The organism is Sphaerimonospora sp. CA-214678, assembly GCF_050942215.1.
GTDB lineage: Bacteria > Actinomycetota > Actinomycetes > Streptosporangiales > Streptosporangiaceae > Sphaerimonospora.
Genome location: NZ_CP192056.1, coordinates 4397788 through 4411448 on the forward strand (window position 1 = coordinate 4397788; position 13661 = coordinate 4411448).

General features: G+C 71.3%; 15 protein-coding genes and 1 riboswitch. Of the genes, 6 read left to right on the forward strand and 9 right to left on the reverse strand.

Annotation, left to right across the window (positions count from 1 at the left end; genetic code table 11):
• Window positions 1–106: 106 nt before the first annotated feature.
• The gene (locus tag ACQP1K_RS19755) at window positions 107–829 is read left to right on the forward strand and encodes a hypothetical protein (RefSeq protein ID WP_433497191.1); all 723 of its coding nucleotides are present in this window, start codon (window positions 107–109) and stop codon (window positions 827–829) included.
• Here the strand turns inward: ACQP1K_RS19755 and ACQP1K_RS19760 are convergent.
• Complete coding sequence (locus tag ACQP1K_RS19760) at window positions 769–1431, reverse strand: response regulator (protein ID WP_433497192.1); 663 nt, start codon at window positions 1429–1431, stop codon at window positions 769–771. The genes ACQP1K_RS19755 and ACQP1K_RS19760 overlap by 61 nt on opposite strands.
• Window positions 1428–1979, reverse strand: a complete 552-nt coding sequence (locus tag ACQP1K_RS19765) for a sensor histidine kinase (protein ID WP_433497193.1) — start codon at window positions 1977–1979, stop codon at window positions 1428–1430. The genes ACQP1K_RS19760 and ACQP1K_RS19765 overlap by 4 nt, the downstream gene beginning before the upstream one ends.
• A 185-nt stretch (window positions 1980–2164) precedes the next feature.
• Between ACQP1K_RS19765 and ACQP1K_RS19770 the strand changes: the two genes are divergently transcribed.
• The 5 genes from ACQP1K_RS19770 to ACQP1K_RS19790 all read left to right on the forward strand — a co-directional run bounded on the left by ACQP1K_RS19770 (window position 2165) and on the right by ACQP1K_RS19790 (window position 7785).
• Window positions 2165–3826, forward strand: coding sequence for a zinc ribbon domain-containing protein (locus ACQP1K_RS19770; RefSeq protein ID WP_433497194.1), 1662 nt, complete (start codon window positions 2165–2167; stop codon window positions 3824–3826).
• Window positions 3823–5553 (forward strand): protein kinase domain-containing protein, encoded by a 1731-nt coding sequence (locus ACQP1K_RS19775; RefSeq protein WP_433497195.1) that lies wholly within the window; start codon window positions 3823–3825, stop codon window positions 5551–5553. Before ACQP1K_RS19770 ends, ACQP1K_RS19775 begins: the two co-directional genes overlap by 4 nt.
• Window positions 5554–5653: 100 nt before the next feature.
• Window positions 5654–5959, forward strand: coding sequence for a hypothetical protein (locus ACQP1K_RS19780; RefSeq protein ID WP_433497196.1), 306 nt, complete (start codon window positions 5654–5656; stop codon window positions 5957–5959).
• 154 nt (window positions 5960–6113) lie between these two features.
• Window positions 6114–6716, forward strand: coding sequence for a hypothetical protein (locus tag ACQP1K_RS19785; RefSeq protein WP_433497197.1), 603 nt, complete (start codon window positions 6114–6116; stop codon window positions 6714–6716).
• A 52-nt stretch (window positions 6717–6768) separates the two neighbouring features.
• Window positions 6769–7785: a hypothetical protein gene (locus ACQP1K_RS19790; protein WP_433497198.1), complete on the forward strand. Its 1017-nt coding sequence runs from the start codon at window positions 6769–6771 to the stop codon at window positions 7783–7785.
• A 42-nt stretch (window positions 7786–7827) separates the two neighbouring features.
• On the opposite strand, the gene ACQP1K_RS19795 is transcribed toward ACQP1K_RS19790, so the two are convergent.
• The 7 genes from ACQP1K_RS19795 to ACQP1K_RS19825 all read right to left on the reverse strand — a co-directional run bounded on the left by ACQP1K_RS19795 (window position 7828) and on the right by ACQP1K_RS19825 (window position 13544).
• The gene (locus ACQP1K_RS19795) at window positions 7828–8445 is read right to left on the reverse strand and encodes an adenosylcobinamide amidohydrolase (RefSeq protein ID WP_433501591.1); all 618 of its coding nucleotides are present in this window, start codon (window positions 8443–8445) and stop codon (window positions 7828–7830) included.
• Window positions 8446–8507: 62 nt separating this feature from the next.
• Entirely contained in the window at window positions 8508–9329 is an 822-nt protein-coding gene (locus tag ACQP1K_RS19800; protein ID WP_433497199.1) for an ABC transporter ATP-binding protein, read from the reverse strand.
• Entirely contained in the window at window positions 9326–10354 is a 1029-nt protein-coding gene (locus ACQP1K_RS19805; protein ID WP_433497200.1) for a FecCD family ABC transporter permease, read from the reverse strand. Before ACQP1K_RS19805 ends, ACQP1K_RS19800 begins: the two co-directional genes overlap by 4 nt.
• Before the next feature lie 15 nt (window positions 10355–10369).
• Complete coding sequence (locus ACQP1K_RS19810) at window positions 10370–11326, reverse strand: helical backbone metal receptor (RefSeq protein WP_433497201.1); 957 nt, start codon at window positions 11324–11326, stop codon at window positions 10370–10372.
• A gap of 77 nt (window positions 11327–11403) precedes the next feature.
• Window positions 11404–11518: riboswitch (cobalamin riboswitch) on the reverse strand.
• Window positions 11519–11589: 71 nt separating this feature from the next.
• Window positions 11590–12459: a Gfo/Idh/MocA family protein gene (locus tag ACQP1K_RS19815; RefSeq protein ID WP_433497202.1), complete on the reverse strand. Its 870-nt coding sequence runs from the start codon at window positions 12457–12459 to the stop codon at window positions 11590–11592.
• Between the two features lie 29 nt (window positions 12460–12488).
• Window positions 12489–12722 (reverse strand): DUF397 domain-containing protein, encoded by a 234-nt coding sequence (locus ACQP1K_RS19820; protein ID WP_055481766.1) that lies wholly within the window; start codon window positions 12720–12722, stop codon window positions 12489–12491.
• On the reverse strand, window positions 12723–13544 hold the full coding sequence (locus tag ACQP1K_RS19825; protein WP_433497203.1) for a helix-turn-helix domain-containing protein: 822 nt from the start codon (window positions 13542–13544) through the stop codon (window positions 12723–12725).
• Between the last annotated feature and the right edge of the window lie 117 nt (window positions 13545–13661).

Here is a 13661-nt window from a genome sequence, read left to right on the forward strand (position 1 = left end):
CATGAGAGTGAGGTCGGATCAGCCGTACGGCGGATGCGCGGCGCCCGGGCCGCCACCTACCGTCCCCGTGGTCAGCGCTCAGCGGACGATCAGAAAAGGAATGATCATGTTCAGACTGTCCGACGCCACCGACTTCCGACGGTCGGTCATCGGAACAACGCTCATCGTCTCGCCGCTCTTCCAGCTGGTGGCGAACGCGGTGGACCCGGGCACATGGGGCGACGAGCGTGAGGTGGTCAGCTACGGCGTCAACCCGGGACTGGCGCAGCTCCAGTCCGCCCTCTACCACTGGAGCTGGGTGCTCCTGCCGTTCGCCGCGCTCGGCCTGCTGCACCTGACCCGTCGCCGAGGGGTCGTGCTCGGTCACATCGGCGGCGCCTTCGCCGCGCTGGGCTTCGTCAACCTGTCCGCGCTGCTGCTGGGCGACGCGGTCCAGTGGTGGTTCGGCCGGCACTACCCGCCCGACCAGGCGGAGAAGCTGTTCGACGAGGTGTTCGACCTGCCCGGGGTCGTCTTCTCGTTCCACATACCGTGGCTGTTCCTCGGCCCTATCGGGCTGATCCTCGTCATGATCGCCCTGGCCCGCGCCGGGTTCGTCCGCTGGTGGATTCCCGTGGTCGAGGCCGCGGTCTGGATCCTCCCCTACGTCCTGGACTACGGTCCGCTCAGCTTCCTGTGGAGCGGAGGCAACCTCCTGGTGCTGGGCTACCTCGGCATGCGACTCCTCCGGATGAGCGACTCCGAGTGGAACTCGTACTACCCCTCGAGCTATCCGTCCACCGAGCCGGGGGCGACCACACCCGACTCGTACGCGAACACGACCGCCTGAGCCCGGTCACGCAGGTTCAGCTTCATGAGCACCCGGGCGACGTGCGTCTTCACCGTGGCCTCGCCGATGAAGAGCTCCCCGGCGATCTCGGCGTTGGTGAGGCCGCGGGCGAGCATCCGCAGCACCTCCAGCTCACGCGGGGTGAGCTCGGACAGCTGCGGCGGGCGCACCGGCTCATGCCGCCCGGCGAAGGAGGAGATCACCCGGGTGGTGACGGCCGGGTCGAGCAGCCCGTCGCCGGCCGCGACGACCTTGATGGCGGCCACGAGCTGCTCGGGGGGGGACACCTTCAGCAGGAAGCCGCTCGTCCCGGCGCGCAGCGCGGCGTACAGGTTCTCGTCGGTGTCGAACGTGGTCAGCATGATGATCTTGGGAGGGTGCGGCGAGTCCAGGAGCCGCCTGGCCGCGGCGAGCCCGTCCATCCGGGGCATCGAGATGTCCATGAGCACGACGTCCGGCCGGACCCGCCGTGCCACGGCCACCGCCTCGGCTCCGTCGCCGGCCTCGCCGACGACCTCCATGCCGGGCTCGCTCTCGACGACCAGGCGCAGGCCCGCCCGCACCATCGCCTGGTCGTCGGCCAAGACGACGCGGATCGTCACCTGGTGACCTCGCTCATCGTCACTCCATGGGAGATCGGCAGCGCCGCGTGGACGCGGAAGCCGCCTCCCGGCATCGGCCCCGCGTCGAGCGAGCCGCCGAACAACTCGGCGCGCTCCCGCATCCCGACGAGCCCGTCGCCGGTCGTCGGCGCCGGTCCCGTGCCCCGCCCATCGTCGACGATCTCCAGTTCCAGCGAGTCCCGCAGGTAGGCGATCCGGATCCGGACCTCGGCATCCCCCGCGTACTTCACCGCGTTCGCGAGGGCCTCCTGCACGATCCGGTAGGCCGACAGGTCGAGGCCGGGTTCGAGCTGCACGGCCTCGCCTTCGATCTCCAGCCGCACCCGCGGGCCCGAGGACGCGACCATGGAGGCGAGGTCGCCCACCATGTCAAGACCCGGCTGGGGCAGCACCTCGTCCTGGGACATCCGCAGCGCGCCGTCGGGCGCGCCATAGGCGGTCGCCACGGTGAACGCCTCCAGCGTGCCGAGAGCCATGATGGCGAAACCGATCAGCAGATCGGCCCGGGGGAGACGGGAAGGCAGCATGAGCAGAACATTAATCACTTTCCGGCGGAGCGCGTATCGGCCGAGCAATCCGGCTGCAAGCGATCGGCAAGCGCCGTATAGATCAATGGGCTGTATCAACTGGATGTCGGCACGGCTCCAGGCCTTGTCCGGCTCCATATGCGTTGAGACCCTTGGACTGTTCACATCAGGCATAGGAGGCCGGGATGCCCCGCCTGCACTCACTTTTCGCGGGGTCGCCGGTCCACGCCGCCGTCGCGGCGCCCCTGCTGGCGGTGTCTCTCGCCGTAACGGCGCAGGCAGCGCAGGCGGCGCCGCTGCCGATGCACCCCCACCCGAGCGGATCCATGGACCGGGTGACACCTGGAGCGGCGCGGGTGGAGTCGTTCTCCCACGTGTCGATCACGCTGCTGGACGACCGGAGCATCATCAAGCAGGTCGTCAGGGAGTACGACACCGAACTGGCGAAGGGCAGCGGGTTCACCGTCACCCCCGACGGCGTCGTGGTCACCGCCACCCAGGTGGTGCAGAGCGACCGCGATCCCAGGGTCTACGCGGCCAACCGGGTGTTCGCCGAATACTTCAAGGTGAAGATCCCGGCTGACTTCAAGCGGCACACGCTCGACGACCCCGACCTCAACCGCCGGCTCCAGGCCTGCTATCCGCCGCAGAAGACCGACTCGACCTGCATCGCCCAGGTCACCACCAACGTGACGGTCTTTCCGTACCTCGATCCTCCAGTGCCCGGCGGGCTGTCCGCGCAGATCCTGACGACGGGCGCCGCCCCGGCCGCCCCCGCCGTGCTGAAGGTCGTCAAGGGCGGCGAGAAGGGGACCCTGCCCACTGTGCCGCTCGGGACCGCACTCGGCGGCGCCGTCGAGTCGATCAACGTGATGACGCTCACCGGCAGGCCGTCGGCGAAACTGCGGCCCAAGCTGGACACCGCGCATCTGGATCCCCCGGGTAGCCGGACCATCACCGAGAAGGAGCGGGCCAAGGTCACGGCGCTGCTGAAGAACGGGGCGCCGGGCGCGGCGCTCATCGACGACGCCAAGAGCGAGGTCATCGGGCTGCTGTCCGGCGGCGGCGGCCTCCCGACGACCGTCACCCCCGTTGAGGAGATTCGCACGGCGCTGGTGGCGGCCGGCGTGACCCCGCGTCGCGGACCGGTCGACAACGTGTACGAGACCGCGCTCGCCTCCTACCACAACAAGCAGTTCGCGAACGCGATCCCGGTGCTTCGGCAGGTGCTCAACCTGCGCCCCGACCACGCGGTCGCGATCGACCATCTGAAGGAGGCCAGGGCGAAGGCGGGCGCGGCCGAGGACGGGGATGGTGGTACGGCCAGGCCCTCCGCCGTCCCGGCGGAGACGGCGTCCGGCGTCTCCCCGCTGGTCCTGGCGGCCGGCGGCTTCGCGGTCCTGGTGGTGCTCGTCGCGGCGACCACGGCGCTGATGCGGCGCCGGCGAAACGCGGCGGCGGGGAACTCCTCGATCGGCACACCGGGCCAGGCGCCGGAGCCGTGGCCGGCGCACGCGGTCACACAGGTCATCGGCGCGCCGTCCCACCACCCGGCGGGGATCGCCGGGAGCGGCGGCGACCCCTCGCCCCCCGGGGGGACCTCCCAGCCCTCCCAGCCCTCCTGGCCTTCGGGGCCTTCCCTGCCCCCCACTCCTTCCGTGCCCTCGGTGCCGTCGGTCCCATCGGTCCCGTCGTCGTCGCCCGCGCCGTCCCTGCCCGCAGGGCCGCCGCACGGGCAACCCCAGAGGCAGCCGCAGATGAGCTTCTGCACGCAGTGCGGCATGCGGCTGGGCCAGGGGCACCGGTTCTGCGGCTTTTGCGGCAATCCTGTGGACGCAGTGACATGACGGACACCCCATCGACGCCCTCGCTGATCGGCCGGCGACTCGGCGACCACCTGATCGAGGCGGTCGTCGGGCGAGGCGGCATGGCCACCGTCTACCGGGCGCGCGACCAGCGGCTGGGCCGGGCGGTGGCCTTGAAGATCCTCTCGCCGCAGCTCTCCCACGACGAGCGTTTCCGCGAGCGGTTCGTACGCGAGTCACGGCTGGTGGCGAGCCTCGATCACCCCAACATCATCCCGATCTACGAGGCGGGCGAGCGCGAGGACCTGCTGTTCATCGCCATGCGCTACGTCGACGGCAGTGACCTGCGCAAACTCGTCCAGGCGACCGGCCAGCTGCCGGTGGCGCGAGCCAACCCGCTGTTCGCCCAGATCGCCGCGGCGCTGGACGCCGCGCACGCGGGCGGGCTGGTGCACCGTGACGTGAAACCCGCCAACATCCTGGTGGCCCAGGGCGATCACGTCTATTTGACCGACTTCGGGCTGACCAAGAGCTCGGCCGCGGAGGCGGGGCTGACCAGCCACGGGCACTTCATGGGGACGCCACGCTACGTCGCGCCGGAGCAGATCAGGGGCCTCGCCGTGGACGGGCGCAGCGACCTCTACGCCTTCGCCTGCGTGGTCTACGAAGCACTGGCGGGGCAGCCGCCGTTCCGGCGCGACACCGAGCTCGCGCTGCTGTACGCCCACGTCTCCCATGATCCGCCACCGCTCACGCCCTACCGTCCCGACCTGCCGCACGCGGTCAACCCCGTGCTCGCGCGGGCGCTGGCCAAGAACCCGGCCGAACGGTACGCGACCTGCCGGGAGTTCGTCTCCGCACTCCGCGACGCCATCAGCGGCGGCGAACAGCCGGCGCCCGGTCCCGCGGGCGGCCGGCCGTACCCGCAGCAGCCGTATCAACCACAGCAGCCGTATCAGACACCGCCGTCGGCGCAGTCATATCCGTCCGCCGGCGCCCAGCCGTACCCGCCCGTCTTCCCCGGGCCCACATCCCATCCCTCACAGCCCTCTCACCCGACACATCCCTCACACCCGTCACACCCGTCGCAGCCGCCGGTCTCCCACCCGGGGCAGCCGGTCGAGGCGGGCGGCGGGCGCAGGCTTCCGCTCGGGCCGCTGATCGGCGGCCTGGCCGTGCTGCTGTCGATCGCGGTGGCCGCCACGCTGATCCTCACCAACGGCGGGGACGGCTCCGCGTCCTGGAACACCTATCCGGGAAGCACCGCCGCGCCGTTCACCATGGCCTACCCGTCGACCTGGGGCGAGGCCAGGACCAACGCCGACCAGTGGATGATCGCCTCCCCGGCCGCCGGCGAGTTCGACGCGCTGTTCGCCGTTCCCGGCAACACCGACTGGTCGAAGGTCAATCCCGTCATCGCGAACCGGCCGGAGCACGCCACCGGCGTGTTCGCCCAGGTGAGCAACACGCTCAGCACCTCGGACTCGCCGACGGAGCTCCAGGAGAGCCTGCAGTCGTCGCTGCCGGGAACGGTCGGCTACACCGGCGCCCCGATGCCGACCACGGTGGGCGGCCGACCGGCCTTCCGGCTGGACGGGGTGCTCGGCGACCCGGCGCAGACGGGGGCACCAGGCGGCCGGCTCGACTTCTCCGCCTATCTCGTCCGGGAGGGTCAGGACGGGATGACGACCCTGATCACGTTCTTCTGCGCCCGGTGCGACCGGCAGCTCATCGATCACATGATCAATACCGTCGCCTTCACCGGCTGACGCGGCCCTCATCGACGAGATACGACACATTCCGCGACATCACTGCTACTTTCTGTTGACGCGAAGATCCAGAAGAAGCGGCGGAAACGAGGGCAACTGGGTGGCCACCGTGTCGGCCACGAGCTTCACCACGGGCGGCAAGACGGCGGCCGAGACGATTCCGAGCAGCGCCGTCTCGTACTGGTCGGGCCCCGCGACCGCCGCCACGGGCCCGGGCACCTTCACCCCCGGCCAGGCCAACGCGGCAGCGGCGCAGTCGCTCAACGTGACCCGCACGGCGTTCAGCCACACCCAGTCGTCCGAGGGGGGGAACTCCGTTTCCTGGGACCCCACCGTCATCGTGCACGTCCCGTCCGGCGCGGTCGCGGGCGCCTACACCGGCACGGTCACCCACTCCGTGGCCTGACCGTCCCGACCTCGGGGGATGGTCCGGGGATCAGGGAAAAGGAATCCGAAAGTCACGATGAAAAGTGGGTAGGGCAGCGCCGCCGTGATCCGCGCCGTCGATCGCTCCGGCCCAGGATGAACCGCGTGCCAAGGAGTATGAGCCGTCTGGAGGGATGACGACCGTGTCAGCGAGCCGCCCTCTCCTGACCCGCATCGGCGTCGTATGCGCCGGAGTGGCGAGCCTGACGTCTGCCGTCCTGGCCGTGCTCCCGGCGCGCGCGGGCACCTGCCCCATCTCCACGACCTGCCCCACCACGGTCAACTTCACCGTCAACGCGCCCAACGGGCTGACGATCACCGTTCCCAACGGGCCCGTCGCCATCGGCAGCGGAGCACCCGGCGGCCAGATCACCGGGCAGCTCGGCTCCGTCACGGTGTCGGATCAGCGCGCCGCGCTCACCGCCATCTGGACGGCGTCCGTGATCGCGCCCGGCGGTTTCACGACGGGGGGCTCCTCTCCCGCGGAGACCATCTCGAGCAGTAGTGTCCGGTACTGGTCCGGCGCCGCGACCTCGACCACGGGCTCCGGCACCTTCACACCCGGCCAGGCCAACGCCGGATCCGCCCAGTCGCTGGACGTGTCGCGTACGGCCTTCACCAAGTCGAGCGGATCGGGCTCCAACAGCACCACCTGGCACCCGACCATCGTGGTCGACGTCCCGGCCGGCGCGGTCGCGGGCGCCTACAGCGGTGCGGTGAGCCACTCTGTCGCATGATCCGCCGGCGCCGCCGCTTCCGCCGCTTCAGCCGCACGCACCGGGCACGCCGATGACGCCGCCCGCTCTTCTGCTTTCGCTGTTCGCACTGTGCCTGTACGGAATCCTCTGCGTCGCCGAGCCGGCCGGCGCGGCCTCGCACGTACGGCACGACCGCGGAACCGGCGCCGTCGGCATCCGGCTGCTGGAGGCGCCGAGGAGCCGGCTGTCCGACCCACGCGCCCGCGTCTTCATCGTCGATCACGTCAATCCCGGCACGACGTTCACCCGGCGGCTGGAGGTCTCCAGCAGCTCCGCGAAGCCACGGCATGTCGATGTCTACGCCGGCGCGGCCGCCATCGACGGCGGAACGTTCACGTTCTCTCCCGGCCGCGAGCACAACGAGCTGACCTCGTGGATCAGGCTCGACCGGTCCGGCATCGACCTGCCGCCGCACGGCAGCGCCACGGTGACGGCCACGATCAGCGTGCCGGGCTCGGCGACCAGGGGCGAGCGGTACGCCGTCATCTGGGCGCAGGCCTCCTCCGGGCGGCCGGGCCCGGAGCGGAACGTCTCGCTCGTCAACCGGGTCGGCGTCCGGGCCTACCTCGACGTCGGCCCCGGGGGCGAGCCGCCGTCGGAGTTCCGCGTCGGCGAAGTGCTCCCCCGGCGGCTGCCGGACGGGCGCCCGCTGGTCACCGCGTCCGTGCGCAACACCGGCGAGCGCGCCATCGACCTGGAGGGACACCTGTCGCTGACCGACGAAGACGCCTCCCTGCGGGCCGGACCGTACCCGATCTCCCGGGGCACGACCCTGCCACCGGGCGTGACGGGCCTGGTGTCCGTCCCGCTGGACCCCCGGTTTCCCGGCGGACCATGGACTTTCCGGCTCACGCTGCGGAGCGGGCACATCACGCGGACCGTGTCCGGCACGTTCGCGTTCCCGGCGAAGCCCGGCGACACGGGGAGGCCGGCCGCACTCGACTCGCCGTCGGCGCTCATCTCCCGGCTCGTGGCGGTGGTGACGCTGACCGGCCTGGTGGCGCTCGTTCTCGTCGCCTACCGTCGCCGCCGGCCCGTGCCGTTCTGAGCCTCGATCCGGACCACGCCGGACCGTGGCGGACCGCGCTGCTCAGAGCCGTGCCGTACCGGCGGCTCTGCCACGCCAGCCGAGCGCGCCGTCGAGAACGGCGCGGTGGACGGCGCGGGCGATCCGCGCCCCCCACTCCGACCGGGGGCCGCCGAAGGGCTCCTGCGGCCCCTCCTCACGTACGGCGACGCACACGGCGTCGGAGGCGGTGCCGGTGCAGGGGAAGCCGGCCTCGATCAGCGCCTGGGTCTTCGCCTCGGTCACCGTCATGACGGCGTTGACCAGGGCCGCGTCGCACAGCGCCACCGGGACGGCGACGATGATGTTGATCGTGCCCGGACGGCGGCCGGCCTCCTCCGACACGGCTCCCGGCGGGGCTGCGGCCCAGGTGGGGACGCCCAGGCCGACGGTGGCCACGACCTCCACTCCCCCGTCGGCCGCCCGGGTGTGATGCTCGACCATCGCGGCGGTCAGCATCCCGACGCCGGGGCCTCCGGGTCCCATCTCGATCAGATGCTCCACCGGGTCCGTCCGCGCGTAGTCCTTGTCGACCTGCGCGTTGAGCACCCACTCCCGGGGCCCGATGCCGCCGCCGAGCACGGCCGAGGAGATCATGCGCCAGCCGGGTCCGAAACGCCACAGGAGCGTGCCCATCCGCATGCCGCCCACCTCGCGGAGCGCCAGCGACAGCGCCCCCTGCACCGAGGCGTCGGCCGGGGCGGTCACCGTTCCTCCGGCCTGATCAGGTGCACCAGCGGGCGGCCGTCGGCGCCGGGCTCGACCCGGACGCGCGCGTCGAAGTGCCGGGCGAGCAGCGGCTCGGTCAGCACCTGCTTGGGCGGCCCGGACGCGACGGCGCGGCCGGGCGCGAGCAGGACCAGGGTGTCGGCGTACTGCCCGGCCAGGTTCAGGTCGTGCAGCGTGGTCACGACGGTCAGCCCGTCGGCCAGGCGCAGCCGGTCGACGAGTTCGAGCACCTGCTGCTGGTGGCCGAGGTCGAGGGCGGTGGTCGGCTCGTCCAGCAGCAGCACGGGGGCCTGCTGGGTCAGCGCGCGGGCCAGCACGACCCGCTGCCGCTCACCACCCGACAGGTGGCCGAGCCGCCGCGAGGCGAAACCGGTCAGGTCGAGCCGCTCCAGCACCGACCCCGTCACCTCGCGGTCCCTGGCGCTCTCCCTGCCCAGATAGGGGATGTACGGCGTACGGCCGAGCAGCGCGTAGTCGTACACGCTCATGTCCGGGGGAAGGAGGGGGCTCTGCGGCGCGTAGGCGATCAGCCTGGCCCGGGGGCGGTGGCCCAGGCTGCGCGCGCTGACGCCGTCCACGAGCACCTCTCCCGTGCAGGCGATCAGCCCCGCCATGGCCCGGAGCAGGGTCGACTTGCCCGCGCCGTTCGGCCCGATGACGGCCAGCCACTCGCCGCCGCCGACCGACAGCCCGACGTCGGCGAGCACCTCCCGCTCGCCGAGCCGCACGCCGAGGCCGCGCACCTCGATCCCGTTGGGCGCTCCGCCGTCCATGTGTTCACGCCCCTGGCCGTTCACGTGTTCACGCCCTTCGTCATGCGCAGGACCATGACGAAGAAGGGCGCGCCGACGAACGCGGTGACCACGCCGATGGGCAGCTCGGCCGGGGCCAGGACGCTGCGCGCGATGAGATCGGCGAGCACCAGGAACGCCGCGCCGCCGACGAACGACACCGGCAGCACGATCCGGTACGACCATCCGGCGAGCCGGCGCACCACGTGCGGCACGACGATCCCGACGAACGCGATGAGGCCGCCGACCGCCACGGCGGCAGCGGTGGCGAGCGAGGCGGCGAGCAGCACGATGAGACGGGCGCGCGCCGCGTTCAGGCCGAGGCTGGAGGCCTCCTCCTCGCCCACCGACAGCACGTCGAGCAGCCGCCCGTGCAGCAGCAGCACGACCGTCGAGACCAGGGTGTACGGCGCGACCATCCAGACCTCGTCCCAGCCGCCGCCGACGTTCCCGAGGATCCACGCGTAGATCCGCTGCAGTTCCTCCACCTTGAGCTGCTGCACGAACGTCTGGAGCGCGGTGAGGAAGGAGGTGACCGCGACCCCGGCCAGGACGAGCGTGGCCGTGCCGCCGCCCCGGCCGGCCGAGCGGCCCAGGACGTACGCCAGCAGCACCCCGCCGACGGCGCCGGCGAAGGCGGCCGCCGGCACGGCGAGCACCCCCGCCCGGCCGCCGAGGAACACCACGACCAGCGTCACGGTGAGCCCCGCCCCGGCGGCGGCGCCCAGCAGGTACGGATCGGCCAGCGGGTTGCGGAACACGCCCTGGTATCCGGCGCCCGCGATCGCGAGCAGCCCGCCCACCATGGCGGCGATCAGCACCCGCGGAACCCTGAGCTGGAAGACGATCCCCAGCTCGGCGGGCGTGAGCCCCGGGTCGACGGAGACGAACGGGAGCCGGTCGAGCAGCGCGAGCACGACGCCGCGCGGCGAGATCCCGGCCGCCCCCGTCACCGTGCCGAGGATCAGGCAGATGGCCAGCACGGCCACGGCGACGAGCAGCGCGCGGCCGCGCGGCCGAAGAAGGGTCACCTTCTCGTCACTTCGTCACTGACTCGCCGAGGCCTTCACCACGGCCTCGCTCACCGCCTGGGCGAGGTCGACCACGCGCGGGCCCCAGCGGGAGGCGATGTCGTCGTCGAGCTCGATGACCTGGTCTTTCTTGATCGCGGACAGGCCGGACCAGCCGGGCCGCTCGGCGAGGGTGGCCGCGTTCTGGCCGCAGCACTTGGTGTCGCCCAGGAAGATCAGGTCGGGGTCGGCCTTCGCGATGAACTCGGCCGACAGCTTGGGGTAGCCGCCGGCGGCGTCGGGAGCCTCGTCCGCGATGTTCTTCAGCCCGAACAGGCCGTAGATCTGACCGAGGTACGTCTTGGAGGTGACCGAGTAGGGCGTGCTGTCCAGCTCGTGGTAGTAGGTGAGCTCCGCGTCCTTGGGCACGGCGGCGACGATCTCGTCCATCCGCCTGCTCATCTCCTGGACGACCTCCCCGGCCTTGTCGGCGTTGCCGGTGGCCGCGCCGAGGTCGGCGATCTGGTCGAAGGTGTCCTCCAGCCGGACGGCGGCCGGCTCCAGCAGCACCGGCACGCCGACCTTGCTCAGCCCGGCGACGACGTCGTCCAGGTCGTTGCCGAGCACGACCAGGTCGGGGTTGGCCGCCGCGATCGCCTCGACGTTCGGCTTGAAGCCGGACAGCGACGTCTTGGGCGCCTCCGGCGGGTGGTTGGACTGGTCGTCGACGGCGGTGACCTGGCCGCCGGCGCCGATGGCGTACAGCATCTCGGTGGCGGTCGGGGAGAGCGACACGATGCGCTCGGGCCGCTTGGCGATGGTCACCGCACCGTTTCCGGCCTGGACGGTGACGGGGAAGGCACCGGCCGACGCGGCGGGGGCGGCCGAGTCTGCGGGGGAGGCGGGGGCGGTCGTGTCGTTCGTCTGACCGCAACCGGCCAGACCGACGACACCCAGCAGCACGCCCGCGACGACCGTGCGGAAAGGCCTCACGAGAGAGTCCTCCAGGGGGAGAGCCGGGAATCGAGAGACCCGCGGAAATCGACGGATCACCCTTTTCCTCGAGGGTTGATGGCGTCGGCGGCCGTGCAGGCGACCTGGCTCGTCCCCGGGGACGGGGAACCACAGTTGCGGGACAGCGCCGGACTCTCACCGGACTTCGCTACACGGCACGCGTCGCACGTACCGTATCAAGCCGAAGAATCAACGCATCGCCCGGCTCATGCCGGCGGCCCGGCCGCGGGGAAGTGACGGGCTCAGCGGAGTTGCCGCTCCGCCTCTTCGATGACCTCCTGCAGGCGCAGGCCGTGGCGTGCGTCCAGCGGGTGCCCCCCGCCGCGGCGCACCGTCTCGGCGAACTGCCTGGCGACCTCGGGGAAGACGCTCTCGCCCAGATCCGAGCCGAGCAGCAGGGCGCTGCCCGCCCGCCCGTAGACCTCGACCCGGGCGGGCGGCGTCTCGCCGCGGGCGGCCATGCACAGCGACGCCTCGCTCACCGCGCCGGTGGCGTGCTCGAGCAGCAGACCGGCCCAGCCGAGGGCGCTGCCGTGCGCCCGGACGGAGACCACGTCGCCGAGCGCGGCGTCGAGCAGATCGATCATGTGCGGTCCCACGTCGAGCACGGCGCCGCGCTCCAGCCGCCACGGGGTCGCGAACGGGCCGCCGTGCAGGGCGCCGGAGATGTTCGCCGCGTATCCGCCGAACGGCTCCAGCGCCCGCACCCGCTCCAGGAACTCGGCGGTCGCCCGGGAGTAGCGGAACGTGAAGACCATCTGCGAGGCGACCCCCGACTCCGCTATGGCGCCGGCGAGCCGCCTGGCACCGTCGAGGTCGGCCGCCAGCGGCTTCTCCAGCAGCAGCGCCTTACCCGCGGCCGCGGCCAGGACGCCCAGTTCCGCCTGTACGGCCGGCGGCACGCAGAACGCCACGGCCCGGCAGGCCTCGAAGAGGTCCTCGATCCGTTCGAACGCCGGGGCGCCGTGCCTGCCGGCCAGCTCGGCCGCCGCCTGCGGCCTGCGGGCCCACACGCCCGCCAGACTCGTGTACGGCCCGGCCGCCAGCATCGGGGCGTGGACCATGCCCGCCCACGGACCGGCTCCGATCAGTCCCACCGGCACCGGTTCCATCGGGCCCTCCATCTCCACGCCGGAAACGATCAAACCAATAAGCCGTCGAACTCGCCGTCCTTGACGCCGAGCACGAGCGCACGGATCTCATCCCTGGTATAGATCAACGCCGGGCCTTCGGGATATCGCGAGTTCCGCACGGCGACGCTGCCGTCCGGAAGCTCGGCGAGTTCAACGCAGTTGCCGGTCGAGTTGCTGTGGGCGCTCTTCCGCCACGTGACACCGGTCAGGTCGTTTGCGGGCATCCCGTTATATGTCTGCATTTATGTCTCTCTGAGAAGATCGCCGAGAATCTCGGCGGTGCCCCCGGGCGTCGTGCTCTCCACACACAGTTGCTCCATGGCCGTCAGGTAGGGATCGACGTCCTCGCGCTTGTCCAGGTAAAGGGCACCCCAGAGCTGCTCGACGTAGACGACGTCGGAAAGATCGGGCTCCGGGAAGCGGAGGATCGTGAAAGCGCCGCCCTCGGCCGCGTGCATTCCGAAGCGGAAGGGCATCACCTGCAGGGTGATGTTGGGCAGCGTGGCCACCTCGAGCAGATGCTGGATCTGCTCGCGCATGGTCGCCCTCCCTCCGATCGGTCGCTTCAGCGCGGCCTCGTCGATGACGGCCCACAACCTGGGCCCATCGCTGTTCGTCAACCGCTCCTGACGCTGCATGCGTAGATGCACACGTTGTTCTATTACGGCATCCGGCGCGTCCGGATACCCGAGCTGGATCACCGAACGGGCGTACGCCGCCGTCTGCAGCAGGCCGGGCACGAACTGCACCTCGTAGGTGCGGATCACGTCGGCGGCCTCCTCCAGTCCGACATAGGTGACGAACCAGTTCGGCAGGACCTCGCCGTACTTGTGCCACCACCCGGGCGTGTTCGCCTCGCGGACCATCTCCAGCAGGCCACGCCGTTCGTCGTCGTCGACGACGCCGTACAGCGTGAGCAGGTCTTCGACATCACGTGTCTTGAAACCGACCCTGCCGAGCTCCATCCGGCTGATCTTGGACTCCGAGGCCCGGATATGGAATCCGGCCACCTCTCTGGTGAGCCCCCGCTCCTCACGCAGCCGCCTGAGGCTGGCGCCGAGCATGATGCGCCGAACGGTGGAACCCGATCCGGGTGGATCTATCGACACGTGTCATTCCTCCGCTTAGTGGACTCGTTCACAGTCTGTCAAAGATCGCCCCCTTCGTCCCAGGGTTGTTTG

Coding starts and splice junctions, on each gene's coding strand:
- ACQP1K_RS19775 (WP_433497195.1), top strand. CDS start 3,823: ATGACGGACACCCCATCGACGCCCTCGCTGATCGGCCGGCGACTCGGC.
- ACQP1K_RS19765 (WP_433497193.1), bottom strand. CDS start 1,979: ATGCTGCCTTCCCGTCTCCCCCGGGCCGATCTGCTGATCGGTTTCGCC.
- ACQP1K_RS19825 (WP_433497203.1), bottom strand. CDS start 13,544: ATGCTCGGCGCCAGCCTCAGGCGGCTGCGTGAGGAGCGGGGGCTCACC.
- ACQP1K_RS19755 (WP_433497191.1), top strand. CDS start 107: ATGTTCAGACTGTCCGACGCCACCGACTTCCGACGGTCGGTCATCGGA.
- ACQP1K_RS19795 (WP_433501591.1), bottom strand. CDS start 8,445: ATGCGGATGGGCACGCTCCTGTGGCGTTTCGGACCCGGCTGGCGCATG.
- ACQP1K_RS19770 (WP_433497194.1), top strand. CDS start 2,165: ATGCCCCGCCTGCACTCACTTTTCGCGGGGTCGCCGGTCCACGCCGCC.
- ACQP1K_RS19785 (WP_433497197.1), top strand. CDS start 6,114: ATGACGACCGTGTCAGCGAGCCGCCCTCTCCTGACCCGCATCGGCGTC.
- ACQP1K_RS19820 (WP_055481766.1), bottom strand. CDS start 12,722: ATGCAGACATATAACGGGATGCCCGCAAACGACCTGACCGGTGTCACG.
- ACQP1K_RS19815 (WP_433497202.1), bottom strand. CDS start 12,459: ATGGAACCGGTGCCGGTGGGACTGATCGGAGCCGGTCCGTGGGCGGGC.
- ACQP1K_RS19790 (WP_433497198.1), top strand. CDS start 6,769: ATGACGCCGCCCGCTCTTCTGCTTTCGCTGTTCGCACTGTGCCTGTAC.